The 19,291-nt window shown below is 62.1% G+C and carries 14 protein-coding genes; 11 read left to right on the top strand and 3 right to left on the bottom strand.

Annotation, left to right across the window (positions count from 1 at the left end):
* Positions 1-10 precede the first annotated feature (10 nt).
* Entirely contained in the window at positions 11-2,086 is a 2,076-nt protein-coding gene (locus HRH33_RS15365; protein ID WP_167417701.1) for a PTS sugar transporter subunit IIC/EAL domain-containing protein, read from the top strand.
* Here HRH33_RS15365 and HRH33_RS15360 read toward each other — a convergent pair.
* The 3 genes from HRH33_RS15360 to HRH33_RS15350 are packed head-to-tail and all read right to left on the bottom strand — an operon-like array spanning position 2,083 to position 5,366.
* Entirely contained in the window at positions 2,083-2,925 is an 843-nt protein-coding gene (locus HRH33_RS15360) for a metal-dependent hydrolase (RefSeq protein ID WP_034138377.1), read from the bottom strand. The genes HRH33_RS15365 and HRH33_RS15360 overlap by 4 nt on opposite strands.
* Before the next feature lie 15 nt (positions 2,926-2,940).
* Positions 2,941-3,831 (bottom strand): SDR family NAD(P)-dependent oxidoreductase, encoded by an 891-nt coding sequence (locus HRH33_RS15355; protein WP_167417702.1) that lies wholly within the window; start codon positions 3,829-3,831, stop codon positions 2,941-2,943.
* Entirely contained in the window at positions 3,828-5,366 is a 1,539-nt protein-coding gene (locus HRH33_RS15350) for a flavin-containing monooxygenase (protein WP_167417703.1), read from the bottom strand. Before HRH33_RS15350 ends, HRH33_RS15355 begins: the two co-directional genes overlap by 4 nt.
* A 277-nt stretch (positions 5,367-5,643) precedes the next feature.
* Between HRH33_RS15350 and HRH33_RS15345 the strand changes: the two genes are divergently transcribed.
* The 10 genes from HRH33_RS15345 (at position 5,644) to HRH33_RS15300 (ending at position 19,244) form a co-directional block, all read left to right on the top strand.
* The gene (locus HRH33_RS15345) at positions 5,644-6,636 is read left to right on the top strand and encodes an alpha/beta fold hydrolase (RefSeq protein ID WP_167417704.1); all 993 of its coding nucleotides are present in this window, start codon (positions 5,644-5,646) and stop codon (positions 6,634-6,636) included.
* 308 nt (positions 6,637-6,944) lie between these two features.
* Positions 6,945-8,225 (top strand): alkane 1-monooxygenase, encoded by a 1,281-nt coding sequence (locus HRH33_RS15340; RefSeq protein WP_034113922.1) that lies wholly within the window; start codon positions 6,945-6,947, stop codon positions 8,223-8,225.
* A 133-nt stretch (positions 8,226-8,358) separates the two neighbouring features.
* A complete protein-coding gene (gene praA, locus HRH33_RS15335) occupies positions 8,359-8,853 on the top strand; it encodes an alkane oxidation protein activator PraA (RefSeq protein WP_167417705.1) in 495 nt (164 codons plus the stop codon).
* Positions 8,854-8,986: 133 nt separating this feature from the next.
* Positions 8,987-9,481, top strand: coding sequence for an alkane oxidation protein activator PraB (praB, locus tag HRH33_RS15330; protein WP_167417706.1), 495 nt, complete (start codon positions 8,987-8,989; stop codon positions 9,479-9,481).
* 134 nt (positions 9,482-9,615) lie between these two features.
* Positions 9,616-11,070 (top strand): outer membrane protein transport protein, encoded by a 1,455-nt coding sequence (locus tag HRH33_RS15325; protein ID WP_034138372.1) that lies wholly within the window; start codon positions 9,616-9,618, stop codon positions 11,068-11,070.
* A gap of 229 nt (positions 11,071-11,299) precedes the next feature.
* On the top strand, positions 11,300-13,825 hold the full coding sequence (locus tag HRH33_RS15320; RefSeq protein WP_167417707.1) for an acyl-CoA dehydrogenase: 2,526 nt from the start codon (positions 11,300-11,302) through the stop codon (positions 13,823-13,825).
* 150 nt (positions 13,826-13,975) lie between these two features.
* A complete protein-coding gene (locus HRH33_RS15315; protein WP_123479942.1) occupies positions 13,976-15,319 on the top strand; it encodes a 3-oxoacyl-ACP reductase in 1,344 nt (447 codons plus the stop codon).
* 4 nt (positions 15,320-15,323) lie between these two features.
* On the top strand, positions 15,324-16,214 hold the full coding sequence (locus tag HRH33_RS15310; RefSeq protein ID WP_167417708.1) for a MaoC/PaaZ C-terminal domain-containing protein: 891 nt from the start codon (positions 15,324-15,326) through the stop codon (positions 16,212-16,214).
* A complete protein-coding gene (locus tag HRH33_RS15305) occupies positions 16,211-17,509 on the top strand; it encodes an acetyl-CoA C-acetyltransferase (RefSeq protein WP_167417709.1) in 1,299 nt (432 codons plus the stop codon). The genes HRH33_RS15310 and HRH33_RS15305 overlap by 4 nt, the downstream gene beginning before the upstream one ends.
* Before the next feature lie 31 nt (positions 17,510-17,540).
* Complete coding sequence (locus HRH33_RS15300; RefSeq protein ID WP_167417710.1) at positions 17,541-19,244, top strand: AMP-binding protein; 1,704 nt, start codon at positions 17,541-17,543, stop codon at positions 19,242-19,244.
* Positions 19,245-19,291: the final 47 nt, after the last annotated feature.

Below are 19,291 nucleotides of genomic sequence, written 5' to 3'. Positions count from 1 at the left end.
GGGATGGGTCATGGTGCAAACGCTCTCCAAACTTTTCTTCACCCAGCGCCTGGCCGCATTGGCCAGCACTGAGTCATTACGGGCGATCCGCGAAGGGTTGTTGTGGATTCTGCCCTGCCTGCTGGTGTCGGCCGGTTTCTTGATTCTGTCCGAGTTGGCACGGGTACTGGGGTTTGAGCCCTCGGTGGTGGCGTTCCTCGCTGGGCTGCATAACCAGATCAGCTCGGTCATCCCGCTGCTGGTGGCAGCGTCCATTGGTTACATGCTGGCAATCCAGCATCGCCTACCGCAGTTGCCGGTTGCCTTTCTGTGCCTGGCTCATGTGGTGGTGGCGACGTTCATCCTGCGTGACTTCCCCCGAGCCTCGGCGACCTTTGTGTTGTTTATCGCCATCGCCTCGCCGCTATTGAACGTGCCGGCAGTGGCCTGGCTGCACCGTTATCGTTGGACCCGTCTGGTCAATGAGGACCTGGTGGGGCACAACCTGCGCGGCACCATCAATATGGTGGTGCCCGGCGCCATCACCGCCCTGGTTCTGGTGATAGTGCTGTCTCTGCTGCTACAGGTGCCTTATGTGGCGCAGTTGCAGGGGCCGCAGGTGCTGGATGCGCTGCAGTCGCCTTACGGCAGCGGCTTGTTTGTGACGTTGATGAACTCGCTGCTGTGGTTCTTCGGGATTCACGGCGTGTACGCCATGCAGCCGCTGTTCGATGTGCTGGATCAGGCCGTGGTGCTCAACGGCACGGCACTGGCGGCCGGCGAGCCGATCAAGTACCTGTTGAACAGCGGTCTGCTCGGCAGTTTTGCCTTTATCGGTGGCTCTGGCAGTGCGTTGTGCCTATTGCTGGCGATTCTGCTGTTTTCCAAGAGTCAGTCCATGCGCCTGGTGGCGGTGGCGAGTTTGCCGTTGTCGCTGTTCAACGTCAGCGAGGTACTGTTGTTCGGCTTGCCGATCATCCTCAACCCGCGGCTGTTCATCCCCTTTCTGTTAGTACCTGCCTCGAACGCGATGCTGGCTCTGGGGGTGGTGCATATGGGCTGGGTGTCACCGGCGGTGGCCAGCGTGCCGTTCACCTCGCCGGTGCTGCTCAATGCTTATCTGAGCACCCATGGCGACCTGGCGGCGGTCGGGTTGCAGGTGGCGTTGCTGGGCCTGGGCACGCTGGTTTATGCGCCGTATGTGCGGGCCATGTATCGCCAAGCCAGTGAAGGCGGCACGGTGTACCTCAAGTCGCTGGACATGACCTTCCGTGGCCTGGAAGAAAAAGGCCGGCTGCGTGAGCTCGACCCGGTGCTGGCCTCCCACAAGACCCTGGCACGCCAGGCCAATGAGCTGAGTCGCATCCAGCAGATCAGCGACTATGATTTTTATCTGGAATTCCAACCCCAAGTCTCGACCCGCACCGGCCTGTGCACCGGTTGCGAAGCCTTGATGCGTGCCCGCGATGGCCAGGGCACGGTGCATTCGCCCTGGGAATTTCTGCAGTGGCTGGCTCAGGCGCAGTTGATGCCGGACGTGGATATGTGGGTAGCCTCCCAAGCCGTGCGCCAATACCAGCAGTGGCAAAAGCTCGGATTCACGCTGCCCATGACTATCAATATCTCCAGTGCGACCTTGACCGATGCCGCCTACGGCGAACGCCTGGTCGGCATTCTGGCCCAGGCTCACGGGTTGGTTTCCGTGGAAATCACCGAAGACGCCCTGGTCAGCGATATCCAGGCCACCCGCCAGACCATTCAGAAACTCCAGGCGATTGGCGCCAAGGTGTATATCGATGATTTTGGCACCGGGTTTTCGGCCCTCAGTTATCTGCACCAGTTTCCAGTGGACTTCATCAAGATCGACCGCAGTTTCGTAGTCGCCCAGCACGACCCCAAGGGCGCCCAGGTCCTGACGGGCATGCTGCGGTTCTGTGAAGCGCTGAACCTGGGCGTGGTGGTCGAAGGCGTCGAGACCGCCGAGCAACTGGCCTTCCTGAACACCGGCAGCGAGCTGTTTATCCAGGGCTGGTATTTCAGCAAGGCGCTGCCGGGCGATCAATTGCAGGGCTTTGTGCGCGAGCGTGCGGCGCTGGCGCAGACCTAGGCGGATTCGTAGCGGCGTCGGGTCTGTTCGATATCCTCGACCAACGCGTCGATACCGGCCAGATGCGCGCGGTTGTCGTGATCCCATGGGTGAAAGCCCGGTTTGAAGTAATGCAGCCACGGCACCAGCATGCGCGGAAATACGCCTTTGGGGCCGTACAGAAACTTGAGCATGCGCCAGAAGCCTTTGAAAAAGCCTCCTGCCTTGCGATCGGCCACCAGCAAGCGCACATGAAAATCCAGCACCACCAGCCAGAACAACAGCGTGGTAGTCAACATGGTCCCGGTGCGCAGCAGGTAGCGCGCGGGCCCAGGCTTGATCACCGTATTCCACACGTCAAACGCCACCGCTTTGTGCTCGGTTTCTTCCAGGGCGTGCCAGTACCACATTTGTTGGTAGCCCTTAAGTGAGGGGCCGAAGCGCGACGGGTCGCTGAGCAGGATCTCGGCCAGCATGGCGGTGTAGTGCTCCAGGGCGATGGTCACGGCCAGGTTGAAGGCCGGCGGCAGGTGTTTTTTCTGCCAGTCGAGGATGAATTTCAAGCGCCGGTCGAGGGTGTGCGCCGGCAGGCCCGCCGCTTGCAGCAGATCGTTATAGGCCACATGTTCGCGGCTGTGCATGGCTTCCTGGCCGATAAAGCCCTGGATTTCCTTTTTCAGCAGCGGGTCGTCGATGCGCTGACGGTAGTGGCGCACGCTGTCCATAAAAAACAGCTCACCCTGGGGAAACAGCAGCGACAGGGCGTTGAAGAAGTGCGTAACGAACGGGCCTTGCGCGTGCCAGTCCTTGATGCGCTCGGCGGGTAGGGCAAAACGGACATCGCGACGGATGGGTAGCATGGGCTGTGCTCCTGTTCAGAGACGGGACTCGTCATTGGTTTCGAAAACCGGCGTGCACGGCTTGGGGGCCATGCGCTTGCTGGCGAACACCACCAGCGCCTGATAGGCCGCCGGCAGGCAGCGGGCGAGCAGGTCGAGGGCGTAGGCGTCGCGGCCGATCAACACGCGACGCTTGTTTTTGCGCACGCCGTGCAGGATCACTTTGGCGGCCTGGTCGGCATCAGTGATAAACAGTTTTTCGAAGTCGGCGCGGGCCTGTTGCTCGCTGTGGATCAGAAAGCCGGTCATATTTGCGTCGATGCGGCTACTGCGACAGATATCGGTGCGGATGCCGCCGGGGTGGACACAGGTGGCCGACACGCCGCAGCGTTGCAGATCGAGTTCCTGGCGCAGCGCCTCGGTAAAACCGCGCACGGCGAACTTGGTGGCGTTGTAGCCACTCATGCCGGGTTGGGCAAACAGCCCGAACACGCTGGAGGTGTTGATCACATGCCCCTCGCCGCTGGCCTTGAGGTGCGGCAGGAACGCCTTGGTGCCGTGGACCACGCCCCAGAAATTGATGCCGACGATCCACTCCAGGTCCGCGTAGTCCACGCCTTCCACGGTGCTCGACAGCGCCACGCCAGCATTGTTGAACACCAGATTGACCTGGCCATGTTCGTCCACGCAGCGCGCGGCCCAGTCCTCCACGGCCTGGCGGTCGGCCACATCAAGCACCTGGGTGGTAACCCGCACTGGCGACAGGGTGGAGGTCTTGATCAATTCCTGGGTGTGCTCCAAGCCTTGAGCGTTTTTATCCGCCAGCGCCAGGTGGCAACCTTCGCGAGCCAAGGCCAGGGCCAAGGCGCGCCCCATGCCGGAAGCGGCGCCGGTAATGGCCGCCACGCGACCGTTGAATGACTTCATGACAGGCTCCCTTCGATATTGGCGTGGGCCACCGCGACTGCGCGCGGCGTAGCGTTGGCCGTCGCCACGCCCGCTACATAGTCCTTGAGCGCGAACTGGCGGGTGACCTGCTTGAAGCGCCAGGTCGAGCCAGGCCACAGCGTGGTGTTCTTGCCGGTGCGCGGGTCCAGGTACCAGCTCTGACAACCGCCGGTGTTCCAGATGGTGCGCTTGAGTTTGTCCTGCAGGTGGGCGTTATAGGCCTGCTCCACCGACGGTTTGACCTCCACCGTAGCAATGCGCTGGCGTTGCATCTGCTTGAGCGCGTCGAGGATGTAGGCCACTTGGGCCTCGATCATCAGGATCATCGAGTTGTGCCCCAACCCGGTGTTGGGCCCGATGATCAGGAACAGATTCGGGTAGCCCGGCACCGTGGTGCCTTTATAGGCATGGGCGCCGTCTCGCCAGGTGTCCATCAGGTCCACGCCGTCGCGGCCAATGATGCAGCCACGGGGCAGGGGGTCGCTGGCTTGGAAACCGGTGCCGAAGATCAAGCAATCGGCCGGGTGCTTGATGCCGTCGGCGGTGATCACCCCGTCCGGCTCGATGCGCTGCACGGCCTCGGTGACCACCTCCACATTGCTGCGCGACAAGGCCGGGTAATAGTCGTTGGAGATCAGCACGCGCTTGCAGCCGATGGTGTAGTTCGGGGTGAGGGTTTTGCGCAGGGAAGGGCGCGCCACTTGTTTATGCAGATGGCGCAGGGCGATGCGTTGCACCGTCTTCATCAGCCGCGGGTGCAGCGCAAAGCCCACCACGCGACCTTCCAACGCCCAGTAAAACGCGCTGCGCACCAGGCGCTGGGTGAAGGGCAGGTGCTTGAACAGCCAGCGTTCGAACGGCGAGATCGCGCGGTCGGGCTTGGGCATGATCCACGGTGGGGTGCGTTGGAACAGGTCGAGGTGGGCCACCTGCGCAGCGATCTGCGGCACGAATTGAATCGCACTGGCGCCGGTGCCGATCACGGCCACGCGCTTGCCTTTCAACGCGTATTCATGGTCCCACTGCTGGGAGTGAAAGCGTTTGCCCTTGAAGCTGTCCAAGCCCGGAATATCCGGCAGCGCCGGACGCGACAGGCCGCCCATCCCGGATACCAACACCCGTGCGCTCACCTGGCGACCATTGCTGAAACTCAATTGCCAGCGTTGCTGTGCTTCGTCGAATACCGCACGGGTCAGCCCCATGCCGAAGCGCAGGTAAGGCGCCAGCTCGAAACGGGCGGCGCACTGCTCCAGATAAGCGCGGATTTCCGCCTGCGGCGCGAACTGCCGCGTCCAGTTCGGGTTGGGCGCAAACGAAAACGAATAAACATGGGACTGCACATCGCAGGCACAACCGGGGTAGTGGTTGTCGCGCCAGGTGCCGCCGAGGCTGTCGGCCTGTTCGGCGACGAAGAAGTCGCGAACCCCGGCTTCCTTGAGTTTGATGGCCATGCACAGGCCGGCAAAGCCTGAGCCGATGATGGCGATGTCGATCGAGTCACTGTGGGCATTCATAGGCTGTCCTTGGTGGGCATCGCAGGTGCTCCTGTTTTTGTTTTGTCGTGTGGAGAGAACGCCATTGCAAAGGAAAATTTAATTAATTATTTTAAAAAAGATTTTAAATAATCTACCTGAAAATATCGCCTACGCTAGGTCCTTGTCTCAAATGTGCGATTTGTCCGACGGACGCGCACGCTGTGCATGAGGTTCGGGTCCAGGGTGTGGACGGTGGCCGAAGCCCGACCAATTCCGGTGGGGTGCGCGGCGGCAGGGAATGCAGAGGACCGAGCGCATGACGATGGAATGGGTGGTGGCTGCGGGTGTGGGGGCGTGTGTGCTGGCCTGGGGCTTTAGCGCCTGGATGACGCGGCGCATTGAAGCGGCGGTGCCGCGCGACGGGTGTGTTGTCGAGGTCGACGGCGAACGCTTCCACTATAGGGACGAGGGCAAAGGCCCGCCGCTGGTGATGATTCACGGGCTGATGGGCAGCAGTCGCAACCTGACCTACGCCTTGTCCGCGCAGTTGCGCGAGCACTTTCGGGTGATCACCCTTGATCGTCCGGGCTCGGGTTATTCCACGCGCCAGGCAGGCACCGCAGCCGACTTGCCGGGGCAGGCGCGGCAGATTGCCAGGTTTATACAGACGCTGGGCTTGGACAAACCCCTGGTGTTGGGGCACTCACTGGGCGGTGCGATTTCGCTGGCGCTGGCCCTGGATCATCCTGAGACGGTAGCGGGCTTGGTGCTGGTGGCGCCGCTGACTCATCCCCAACCGACTTTGCCGCTGGTGTTCTGGTCGCTGGCGGTACGTCCCGGTTGGCTGCGCCGCTGGGTCGCCCACACGCTGACAGTGCCCATTGGCCTGTTGACCCGCCGCACGGTGGTCAAGGGCGTCTTCGCGCCGGACGCCGCCCCAGACGATTTCGCCACCCGCGGCGGGGGTTTGCTAGGCATGCGGCCGAACAACTTCTATGCCGCCTCCAGTGAAATTGCCCTGGTCAACGATGACCTGCCGCAGATGGTCAAGCGCTACCCGCGCCTGACCTTGCCCATTGGCCTGATCTACGGCGCCCAGGACCGCGTGCTGGACTTTCGCAAGCACGGTCAGGCCCTCGCCGACGCGGTGCCGGGCCTGAAACTGCAACTGGTGGAGGGGCGCGGCCATATGCTGCCGATTACCGCCACGGCGCGGGTGGTGGAGCTGGTGCAGCAGGTGGCCAAGCGTGTGCGGCCGCTGCAAAACGTCGCGCATCTACCCCCGCCCGTTGCGCTGGCGAATAAATAATCGTGAGGTGGGTCGTGGGCGAGGGCGAGGCAAAAGGTTGTTTTAGAGACCTGACTGCGGAGCAGAAAAACAGACTGCGCAGTCACATCAAAAAGCCCTCGACAAAGTAGTTGACGACCTAACGATTCCGCGCTATCTATTTAAAAAAATATTTCAATATTTATTTTGAAATGAATTTTTTGAAGTGCCTAAGAGCGAATAACAATGAAAAAAACGCCTTTTGACGCCCGTTTATGGTCCCGCAGCCTTTTGCGCTCCCTGCACCTGGTGTGTGCCCCTCTGTCGGCGCGTGTCGCCCGGAGGCTGCCATGAACCAGACCCTTACAGCACCGACCGTATGGGCCGACGGTAAACGCCACCTGTGGTGGCTGGGCATCATGCCCCTGGCCACACCGCTGTTGTCCGGGGCATTGGCGATCAGCACCGGTATCCAGCAACTGTGGTGGGTCGGGGTGTTGGTAATCTTCGGCCTGATCCCGCTGATCGACGGCCTGCTCGGCGAAGACGTCAGCAACCCGCCGGAATCCGCCGTCGGCCACCTCGAATCCCAACGCTATTACCGCTGGATCGTCTACACCGGCGTGCTGTTCGTCATCGCCTCGGTGGTGATCACCGGCTGGCTCGCTGCGGGCGGTATCGCCTGGATCATCGACGGCGGGCTGATTCGGGCCACCGCCCATCTCGACCCGGCTAACTGGATGTCCCAGCTGGCCACTTACGTCACCGCCCGCACGCAATTGCATGGCGAACCGAGCTGGTTCACTTACCTGGGTATGGCCATGTCGACCGGCGCCGCCACCGGCATTGCGATCAACACCGCCCATGAGCTGGGGCACAAACCCAAACCCCTGGAAGTGTTCCTGGCCAAGGTCACCCTGGCGCCGACCTTTTACGGGCACTTTTACACCGAACACAACCGTGGCCATCACGTCCGCGTGGCCACCCCGGAAGACCCGGCCAGCTCGCGTCTGGGCGAGAGTTTCTGGGCCTTCCTGCCGCGCTCGGTGTGGTTCAGCGCACGCTCGGCGTGGAACCTGGAGCGTGAACGCCTGCGCAAACTGGGCCTGCCGGCCTGGCACTGGAAAAACGGCGTGCTCAGTGCCTGGATGTACAGCGTGGTGCTGTGGGGCGCGATGATCGCCTGGCTGGGTGCCGCGGTGATTCCATTCTTGATTATCCAGGGCATCTACGGATTCTCGCTGCTGGAAGTGGTGAACTACGTCGAACACTACGGCCTTAAACGTCAGAAGTTGCCCAACGGTCGTTATGAGCGCTGCTCGCCACGGCACTCTTGGAACAGCAATCGGATTGTCACCAATATCTTTCTGTTCCAGTTGCAGCGACATTCCGATCACCATGCCAACCCCACACGCAGTTACCAGTCGCTGCGTCATTTCGATGAGTCGCCGCAACTTCCCTACGGTTATGCGAGCATGATTGTCTGGGCTTATGTGCCGTACTTGTGGCGCCGACGCATGGACCATCGGGTACTCAAGCATTATGCCGGGGATATCACCCTGACCAATTTGCAGCCGTCACAGCGTTTGAAGTACCTGGAAAAATACGGGAATAACGCGACCCCGTTCTAATGTGATTAAAGCGAGCGTTAACGGCGCCAGATATATCCAGCGTGGGGGTTTTGTCGCCCTCGATTTACCGCTCAAGTTGTCAGCAAGTTGTGTTTGACCCGAACAAAAACAATTAAAGGGAAGGACGTCCATCATGCAAGCACATACCAAATTCACTGCCCATGTCGTACTGGCCGCGTTGGGCCTGATCGCCTACCACCAGGCCCAGGCTGCCCGTATCGAGCCGGCCGGTAGCGCCTTTACGGCTCAGGGGCCGATCAGCTTCTCCAAGGGCGCGCTGATCAGCGCCGATTGCACCATCAAAGTGGCGGGGAAAGTGGCGGCCGATGGTTCATCGGTCAATGTCGACAAAGTCGAATTCGACGGCGGCCTCAAGTGCAGCCGGGTCGAAGCGATTAACTTGCCGTGGGTATTGGTGGCTAAAGACAGCCGCAGTGGGTCTATGTCGAAAATCAGTGTCGACGTACATGCTTTCGGCCTGGGCGGTAAGTGCGGCCCTTCTACCGCCGACGGCACCTGGGATAACGCCACCGGCAAGTTGGAAGCGGCCAATGTGCCGATTGGCGAAGACTGCAAGATTAAAACGGTGTCGATCAAGATGCCGCCTAACTTCAAAGTCGTTGAATAGCAACACAGGTTAATAGCGGTAATTACATTGAGATTTGGCTGGAAAGGGAAGTTCTGCAGTTTCACCGTGACCTCTCGTTCATGGCCATTACCCCCTGGCGAAATGAATTCGCCATAACATGTGAGGAAAAACAATGAAAAGCTTGAAAACCCTCGTATCGTTGTCTGCTTTGGCTGTCTGCATGGGTGCTGCGTCGATGGCGAACGCCTATAGCATCGCTCCGGTCAATACCAGCTTCACCGCACCAGGCACGATTTCGGTGAAATCACCTTCTTCCTTCCAGGCCACCGTTAACTGCGGTGCCACTTTCACCGGGAATGTCGACGCCACTGGCGTTGCCAAAATCACCGGCGTAGCGGTCACCGGTGGCGGGCTCTGCGCCTTGCCGAAAATCACCGGGCTGCCTTGGACCCTGACCGCCACCGGCCCGTCGGCGGGTTCCGTGACCAACGTCGGCTACACCATCGCTGCCTCGATTCTGTACCCGGCTTCCAATTGCGGCCCGTCCACCATCGCCGTGGGTTACAGCGGTGGGGTGCTGACGGCGGCCAACCAGACCCTGAGCGGCAGCTGCACCGTCGTCAGTCTGAGCGTCACCCCAAGCCCAGCGCTGACCATCGTGCCTTGATGGTCGGCTGAGAACGAAGGGCTGATCACCCGTAAAAAAAACCGGCGCCCTGACCGGGCGCCGGTTCAAGCAGGGCCAGGCAGCAAGACGAACCGGCAGCGCCGGCTCAGAGCGATAATAATAAGGAGTGCCGCATGAATAATAAGAAACAACAGATGCAGGTTTTGCTGGGGCTGGCATTGATAGGCGGCGTGGTGATGACCGCACCTGTTCAGGCCGGCGGTTTTTCAACACCCACCTATGGCGCACCAGGCTGGGGCCGGGCCTTTGCCGGCGGTTCGCTGTTTAAAAACGATCCCAGCTCGGCGTATAACAACCCGGCCGCCATGGCCTTCGTCGACCGCAATGTGGCGCAACTCACCGTCGACTACGCGCGCATCAAGATCAAGTACAAGGGTGATGCCTTCGACTACGCCGGCAACCCGATTTCCAGCACACCGTTGGACGCCAACGGTTTCCCTGACGTGGCTGCGACCACGCAGAATAACAACGACGGCGGCGAGGGCGGTTTTACCGCCTGGTTACCCACCGGCTTTATGGTTATGCCCCTTGGGGACCGGTTCGCGTTTGGCTTGAGCCAGGTCGTCCCACAAGGCATGCGTTCCACCTGGGATGAAAACTCCAAACTGCGCGACTTTGCCGTGGACACCAAAATCGAAACAGTGGGGCTCACAGGCTCCTTGTCCTTCAAGGTCAACGATCAGTTCTCCCTTGGCGGCGGGTTGATCGTGCAGCACAGCAAGGGCTTCGTCAGTCAGAACGTCGACCTGCTGTCCGCCGCCGCCGTGTCCGATTCGGTGCTGGGCGGCATCAACTTCCCGTCGGATGTGGGCACCGCCCTGATGCGGGTGAAGGTCGACAATATTTCGACCGGCTGGTTTACCGGTATCGTGTGGAAACCCACCGACCGCGACACGCTGGGCCTGAACTACCACGCCAAGATCAAGAACAAGATGACCGGCAAGTACACTGTCCGCGCCGATCAGTTCTCCAACAACCTGATGACCCAGCCGAGCCCGTTTGGCGGCACCGGTACGTTGGTCAACACCGCCTATCCAGGGCTAGAGTTGTACCCGAACGGTGCCCATGCCAGCGTGCAATTGGACATTCCCGCCACAGCGGGCCTGGACTGGGTGCATCAGTTCAGTGACCGCTTCACTATGGGCGCAAGCGTCACCTGGACCGAGTGGTCATCGTTCAAGGACCTGACCCTCGAATCCGCAGGCACCACCGTTGTCTCCATTCCCTACAACTACAAGAACACGTGGATGTATTCCTTGGGCGGTGACTATCGGTTGACCGATGAATTGACCCTGCGCGCCGGGGTGGCCCTTGACCAGACACCCACCCGCAACTCGACGCGCGACCCGCGGATCCCCGACGGCGACCGTACATTCCTGTCCTTGGGCGCCGGTTACGACGTCAAAGCCGTCAAAGGCTTGAGCCTGGACTTGGCGTATTCCCACCAGTTCGTTCAGGAGGTCAAGCTCAAGACTCAAAACGTTGATCGCCTGGGCGGCGCGCGTCTGGACGGTAAAGCCGAGTCGTCGGGTGATGTGGTGAGTGTGTCGGCCACTTACGCGTTCTGATCCTGGGCTGATCAGCGAGGGCAGTCAGCGCATCTGGCTGCCTCGTTCGACCATTTTTCAACACTTCGGCTGAGCCCGCTCAGCCGCTATTTTTTGGCCCAAGCATTAAATAAAAATTTCAAAACAAAATTTGAATTTGTGTTTCCCAGTTTGTAGTGTGGCGTTACGCCGCTGTCGCGTTTGAGCGAGCTGCGTAGGTGCCGTGCCCTGAATCGAGTAGAGGTATCCCATGGTTATCTGGTTATTGGCGGGTTTCGTAGCGGCGCTTGCCCTGGCGTATCGACAAGCGGCGGCGGCCCAGTGGTTGGGGGTCAGCCTGGTGTGGCTGGCATTCGGTTACCTGTTCTCCGTGGTTGCCAGTGTTGGCGTCACGGTCGCGGCGCTGCTGGTGGTGGCGCCCGCGCTGCTGATGACGATCAAGCCTTTGCGCCGCGCGTTGTTGACCAGTAAAGCCCTCGGCCTGTTTCGTACGATCATGCCGGCCATGTCTGATACCGAGCGCGCAGCCATCGAGTCCGGCACGGTGTGGTGGGACGCCGAACTATTCAGCGGCAAGCCCAACTGGCAGCGGCTGTTACAGGCCGCTCCGGCCAGCCTGAGTGCCGAGGAACAGGCGTTTCTCGATAACGAAGTGGAAACCCTGTGCGACATCGCCAACGATTGGGAAACCACCCAGGTCTGGCAGGACATGTCGCCCGAAGGCTGGCAGTACACCAAGAGCGCCGGGTTTCTCGGCATGATCATTCCCAAGCAATACGGCGGCAAAGGCTTCTCCCATTACGCCCATTCCCAAGTGGTGATGAAGTTGTCCACCCGTTGCTCGGCGGCGGCGATTTCGGTGATGGTGCCCAACTCCCTGGGCCCGGCCGAACTGCTGCTGCATTACGGCACCGAGGCGCAGCGCAATTACTACCTGCCGCGCCTGGCCCGTGGCGAAGACATCCCGTGCTTCGCCCTGACCAGCCCCTATGCCGGCTCCGATGCCGGGGCGATTCCCGATGTCGGCATCGTCTGCAAAGGCGTGCATGAAGGGCAGGAGGTGTTGGGCTTTCGCGTGACCTGGGACAAGCGCTACATCACCCTCGGCCCGATCGCCACGGTGCTGGGCCTGGCATTCCGCGCCGAAGACCCGGACGGCCTGCTCGGCGCGGCCGGCTCCCTGGGCATCACCTGTGCGTTGATTCCCACCGCCCACCCCGGCGTCAACAGCGGCCGGCGGCACTGGCCGCTTAATGCGGTGTTCCAGAACGGCCCGACCACCGGCAAAGACGTATTTATCCCACTGGATTGGGTGATCGGCGGCCGCGAGCAGGTCGGCAATGGCTGGCGCATGTTGATGGAATGCCTGGCCGCCGGCCGCGCGATTTCCCTGCCGTCGGCCAACGTCGGCCTGGGCAAGGTGGCGGTACGGGGCACGACGGCCTACGCCGCCATGCGTAAACAGTTCGGCCTGCCCATCGGCAAGTTCGAAGGGGTGCAGGCGCCGCTGGCGCGCATGGCCGGGCATTTGTATGCCTGCGACGCGGTGCGCAAAGTCTCGGTGGCGTCCCTGGATGCTGGTGAGAAACCCTCGGTGATCTCGGCCATCGCCAAGTACCACGTTACCGAGCGGGCGCGGATGATCGTCAACGACGGCATGGACATCGTCGCCGGCAAGGGCATCTGCATGGGCCCCAATAACTTCCTGGCCCGCGCCTATCAGCAAAGCCCCATCGCCATTACCGTGGAAGGCGCGAACATCATGACGCGCTGCCTGATCATCTTTGGCCAGGGCCTGATCCGTTGCCATCCCTATGTGTTCCGCGAGATGGAAGCGGCGCGCAACCCGGACCGGCGTCAGGCCCTGGAGGCCTTCGACAGCGCCATGTTCGGCCACGTGAGTTTTGTGCTGGCCAATACCGTACGCGCGGCGGTGCATGCACTGACCGGTGGCAAGCTGATTGCCGCACCGGCCAAGACCGAACCGGCGCTGGCGTCCTACTACCGCCAGGCCAACCGGCTGTCGGTGGTGTTGGCGTTGATCTCGGATATCTCCATGGGCGTGCTGGGCGGTGCGCTCAAACGCAAGGAAAGCCTCACCGGGCGCCTGGGGGATGTGCTGTCGCAGTTGTACATCTTGTCCTGCGTGCTTAAACGCTTTGAGGACGATGGCCGGCCCCAGGCGGACCTGCCGCTGGTGCATTGGTCGGCCCAGGACGCGTTGCTGCGCGCCCATGAAGCCCTGGCCGAAGTGCTCGACAATTACCCCTCCAAAACCGCCGCGCGTGTGGTGCGGGCCTTGAGTTTTCCGTTCGGTCTGCCCTTGCGCAAACCGTCGGACCGCCTGTTGGCCGACGTCGCCGATGCAGTGCAGACCCCCGGCGCCACCCGCGACCGCTTGCTGGCCGATTCCTACATTCCGCGTCCGGAAATCGACAAGCTGGCCTACGGCGAACTGGGTTTCCGTTTGCTGCCCCAGGTCGAGCTGATCGAAGCGCGCCTCAAGCCGGCGATCAAGCAGGGCCTGCTCGAACCGCTGCCGGTGTCGACCACTGCGTTTACCGCCTGGCGCGTCAAGGCCCGGGCCCTGGACTTGATCAGCGACGACGAAGACACCTTGCTCGCCCGCTACGTGGAATACGCCGATCACGGCATCCAGGTGGATGACTTCCCTCAGGACTTCGGATTGTTGGAGGCGTTGCAGCAACGCAAGCAGGCGCTGGAACCGGTCGCCAAGCGTCGTACGACCCAGGGCGAAAATGCCTCGGTCAACTAAGAAAACCCCGGTCAGTGTAGGAGGGGGCTCGCCCCCGATAGCGGTGGTTCAGCCCATGAGCCGGTGACGGCTAGATCGCTATCGGGGGCAAGCCCTTCCCGCATTGGATCGGGTTTACACAGTCAGAATGTGTTGAGAGTGATTGCTGATATGAGTGACAGCTACCTAACCTTCGTCAATTCCCCCTGGGGCCGTCGCCTGGCCCAGGCGGTGGGCTTGCCCCAGCCCTTGCCGCTGCAGCGCCATCGCAGTGGCCAGCAGGGCCTGGTCAATCCGGTGATCGTCGCCGGGGCAGGGCGCCTGACGGCCCAGGTGCAACGGATCTTCAGCGCCACCGACACGGTGGCCGCCACTGCAGCGACGCTCAAGGCGCCCTCCACGGTCAAGGTGCAGGGCGCGGTGTTCGATGCCAGCGGCGTGGCCAACCTGGAACAACTCGACGAGCTGTACGCGTTCTTCCACTGCAACGCCAAACGCCTCGGCCAGCACGCGCGGGTGGTGGTGCTCGGCACGGCGCCGGAGCACTGCGCGGACCTGCCCCAAGCCGTCGCCCAGCGCGCCCTCGAAGGTCTGGTGCGGTCCCTGGCCAAGGAACTGCGCCGGGCCATCACCGTGCAGTTGCTGTACGTAGCGCCGGGGGCTGAAGACGCGCTGGACAGCAGCCTGCGGTTTTTTCTGTCACGCCGTTCGGCCTATGTGTCGGGGCAGGTGGTGCGCGTGGAAGCACCGGTGGATGGTCACGTCACGGTCAATTGGGACAAACCCTTCGCTGGCCGCCGTGCGTTGGTCACCGGCGCGTCCCGTGGCATCGGCCTGGCGATCGCTCAAGTACTGGCTCGCGACGGCGCGCACGTGGTGTGCGTGGACGTGCCCCAGGCCCAGGCTGCGTTGCAACAGGCTGCCGACTCAGTGAACGGTTCGGCATTGCCGCTGGATATCACCGCGCCCGACGCCGCCTCATCGTTGCAGGCCCATGTCAGCCAGTACGGTGCCTTCGATGTGGTGGTGCATAACGCCGGGATCACCCGCGATAAAACCATCGCCAAGATGAGCGAAGCGGCGTGGCACAGCGTGCTGGCGGTCAACCTGCAAGCGCCGCTGTGCCTGAGCAATGCGTTGCTGGACGGCCAGGGCCTGAATCCCGGCGGGCGCATTGTGTGCGTGTCGTCGATTTCCGGCATCGCCGGCAACCTCGGGCAAAGTAACTACGCCACTTCCAAGGCCGGGGTGATCGGCCTGGTGCAAGGGCTGGCACCACGGGCGGCGACCCAGCAGGTTACGGTCAATGCCGTGGCGCCGGGCTTTATCGAGACGCAGATGACTGCCCGCATCCCGTTGATGATCCGCGAAGCGGGGCGGCGCATGAATTCGCTGTCCCAGGGCGGGCAGCCGATCGACGTGGCCGAAACCATTGCCTGGCTGGCCCATCCGGCGTCGGGCGGGGTTAACGGCCAAGTGGTGCGCGTGTGCGGCCAAAGCCTGTTGGGAGCCTGATGCCATGGACGACCTGACGCAGATCATCGACCCCCCGCCGTCACGCACGCGACTGCTGCTGGATGGTGTGCGCGCACTGCGCAAACCCAAGCTCGACGGCGCGCCGCTGCTGCCCAAGGCGCGCCTGGTGCGCCCGGCGGTGGAGCTGTCGGCTGAGGGTATCGCCGCGTATGGCCGCGCCTGCGGCTTTCGCCGTGAGCAGGGCGTGCCGTTGACCTATCCCCATGTGCTGGCCTTTCCTTTGCACTTGATGCTGTTGACCCGCCCCAGTTTTCCGTACCCGGCCAGTGGCATGGTGCACTTGGCCAACCGTATCCGGCAGCATCAGCGCTTGCAGGAAGGCCAGGCGTTGCGGCTGGAAGTGTATGCCGAACGCTGGGTCGCGCACCCCAAGGGCCAGGCGCTGAGCATCGCCACCCGTGCCTATAGCGCTGGCGCACTGGTGTGGGAGGGCGACAGTCTGTACCTACGCCGGGGCGTGGCCGATCCGGTCGGCGCGCCTTGGGACGAAGCGCTGGCGCTGCCTTCAGACAGTTTGGTACGCACTCAGAAGTGGCTGTTGCCGGCCGACCTGGGGCGACGGTTTGCCAAAGTCTCCGGGGACTTCAACCCGATCCACACCTCGGTGATCGGCGCCAGACTGTTCGGTTTTCGCCGCGCCATCGCCCACGGCATGTGGACCTTGGGCCGCGCGCTCGCCGCCCAGCAACCGCCGGGTGGCCTGGAGCGCGCCGAGGTGCAGTGCGAATTCAAGTTGCCGATCCTGTTGCCCGGCCAGGTTGCGCTGTGGAACTTACCCGTCAGCGGCCCGCGTCGCGCCTTCGAAGTGCGCAACGGTGCGGGCGACAAGCCCCATCTGCGCGGTCTGCTGTCTATCAATGAGAACCTTCAATGAGTCACTACAGCTTTAACCCGGCGCCGACCCGTCGCGTGGCGATCATCGGCGGCAATCGTATTCCGTTCGCCCGTTCCAACACCGTGTACGCCCACGACAGCAACCAGGATTTACTGGTGGCGGCGCTGCAGGGCCTGGTAGATCGCTACAACCTGCACGGCCAGCGCCTGGGCGAGCTCGCCGCCGGTGCGGTGATCAAGCATTCACGGGATTTCAACCTGGCGCGCGAGTCGTTGCTGTCTACCACGTTGTCGCCCGACACCCCGGCCTACGACGTGCAGCAAGCCTGCGGCACGGGGCTGGAAGCGGCGTTGCTGGTGGCCAATAAAATCGCCCTTGGCCAGATCGAAGTGGGGGTCGCCGGGGGCGCCGACACCACCTCCGACGCACCCATCGGCATCAACGAGTCCCTGCGTCACACCTTGCTGGCGGCCAACCGCGCCAAGGGCTTGGGCGACAAGATCAAGGCGCTGCTCAAGGTGCGCCCATCGATGTTCTTCAAGCCGCTGCTGCCGCGCAACGGTGAGCCGCGCACCGGCCTGTCCATGGGCGAGCACTGCGAAGAAATGGCCAAGCGCTGGCAGATCAAACGCCTGGCCCAGGACGAACTGACCCTTACCAGTCACCAGCGCCTGGCAGCGGCGTACCAGCGCGGTTTCTTCGACGACCTGATCAGCCCCCATCGTGGTCTGGCCCGGGATAACAACCTGCGTGCCGACGCCAGCCTGGAAAAACTCGCCGGCTTGTCCCCCGCCTATGACCGCCAGAACGGCACGCTTACCGCCGGCAATTCCACGCCGCTCACCGATGGCGCCTCGGTGGTGCTGCTGGCCAGCGAAGCCTGGGCGGCCGAGCACGGTTGGCCGGTGCTGGCCTACCTGCGCACCGGCGAGACGGCGGCGGTGAATTTTGTCGACGGCAGCGAAGGCTTGCTGATGGCGCCGGCCTACGCGGTGCCGCGCATGTTGCAACGTGAAGGCTTGAGTTTTGCCGACTTCGATTTCTTCGAGATCCATGAGGCGTTTGCCGCTCAGGTGCTGTGTACGCTCAAAGCCTGGGAAGACCCCGACTACTGCCGCGAGCGGCTAGGCTTGGCGGCACCGCTGGGAGCAATCGAGCGGGCCAAGATGAATGTCAACGGCGGCTCCCTCGGCTGCGGTCACCCGTTCGCCGCTACCGGCGGCCGGCAGTTGGCGGCGCTGGCCAAGGCGATCCATGAACGCGGCGGCGGTCGTGGCCTGATTTCAATCTGCGCCGCCGGCGGGCTGGGCATTACCGCCATCGTCGAAAAATAGCGCTGTCAAAAACAACAACAAGGAGACTGCCATGAACGCTATCAGCCTGGAACAACGCGAACGCATCTGGTTGGACGCTTATCTGCCCGGCGTTCCGGCAGATATCGACGCCGGCATCGAAGACTACCCATCGCTGCGTGAGGTGTTCCTGGAACACCTGGAAAAATTCCGCGAGCGTGTCGCCTACGTCAGCATCGGCACCGAAATGACCTACGCCGACTGGCAGGTACAAGGCTTTGCGTTCGCTGCCTGGCTGCAGGAACAGGGCGTGCAGCGCGGCGACCGCGTGGCGATGATGATGCCCAATTGCTTGCAGTACCCGATCTGTTTGCTCGGCACCATCCTGGCGGGGGCGGTGGTGGTCAACGTCAACCCGTTGTACACCGCCCATGAGCTCAAACATTTGCTCAAGGACAGCGGCGCCGAAACTGTGGTGATCTTCGAAAACTTCGCCCACACCCTGGAAAAAGTCATCGAAGGCAGCAGCGTCAAACGCGTGGTAATCGCCGCCATCGGCGACCTGCTCGGCACCTTCAAGGGCGCGGCGATGAACTTCATCCTGCGCTCCGTGCAAAAGCAGGTTCCGGCCTACAAACTGCGCGGCTCGGTGCGCTTCAATCAAGTGTTGAAACAGGGCCGGGCGCTTTACCCGCAGCCGGTGGTCATGCAACTGGATGATCTGGCGTTTCTGCAATACACCGGCGGCACCACGGGGGATGCCAAGGGCGTGATGCTCAGCCATCGCAACATCATCGCGAACCTGTTGCAGGCCAAGGCGTGGGTCGGGGACCAGTTGGATCAGGACAAGCAGGAAACCAACGTGACCTTGCTGCCGCTGTACCACATCTTTTCCCTGACGGTGAACTGCCTGATGTTTATGTGCCTGGGCGGGCGCAATATCCTGATCGCCAACCCACGGGACGTGAAGCGAGTGCAGATGATCCTGCGCAAGGAGCGCTTCAACGGCATTGCCGGGGTCAACACGCTGTTCAACGGGTTGCTGGAGAACCCGGAATTCTGCGCGCGGGACTTCTCCGATCTGCGCATGGTCATCGCCGGCGGCATGGCCACGCACACCGCAGTCGCCAAGCGCTGGAAGGAAGTCACCGGGCTGCCGATCATCGAAGGCTACGGCCTGACCGAGTGTTCGCCGGTAGTGAGCATCAGCCCCATCGATATTTCGCGCATGCGCGAGATGGAATTCACCGGCAGCATCGGCGTGCCGTTGCCTTCCACCTGGGTGCGTTTTATGCGCGAGGACGGCGAAGTCGCCGATATCGGCGAACAGGGTGAGCTGCAAGTACGCGGCCCACAGGTGATGCAGGGCTACTGGAAGCGCCCCAAGGAAACCGCCGAAGTGCTGGATGCCGAGGGCTGGCTCGCCACCGGCGACATCGGCGTGATGGACGAGCGCGGCTATATCCGCCTGGTGGATCGTAAAAAAGACATGATCCTGGTCTCGGGCTTCAACGTGTACCCTAACGAAATCGAAGACGTGGTGGCCCTGCACCCCGGCGTGGCCGAAGTGGCGGCGATTGGCGTGGAAGACGGCGTGACCGGAGAGAGGGTCAAGATTGTCGTGGTGCGCAAGGATCCGAGCCTGACCCAGGAGCAAATCCTTGCCCACTGCCGGGAATACCTGACCGGCTACAAAGTGCCGCGTTACGTGGAATTCCGCACCACCGAACTGCCCAAGACCACCGTGGGCAAGGTCCTACGTCGCGCCTTGCGCTGATGTAAATGTAAGCAACTGATCTAAAGGTGGGAGAGGGCAAGCCCCCG

The organism is Pseudomonas rhodesiae (genome assembly GCF_013285305.1).
GTDB classification, from domain to species: domain Bacteria; phylum Pseudomonadota; class Gammaproteobacteria; order Pseudomonadales; family Pseudomonadaceae; genus Aquipseudomonas; species Aquipseudomonas rhodesiae.
This window is presented reverse-complemented; position numbering and strand designations above follow the sequence as displayed.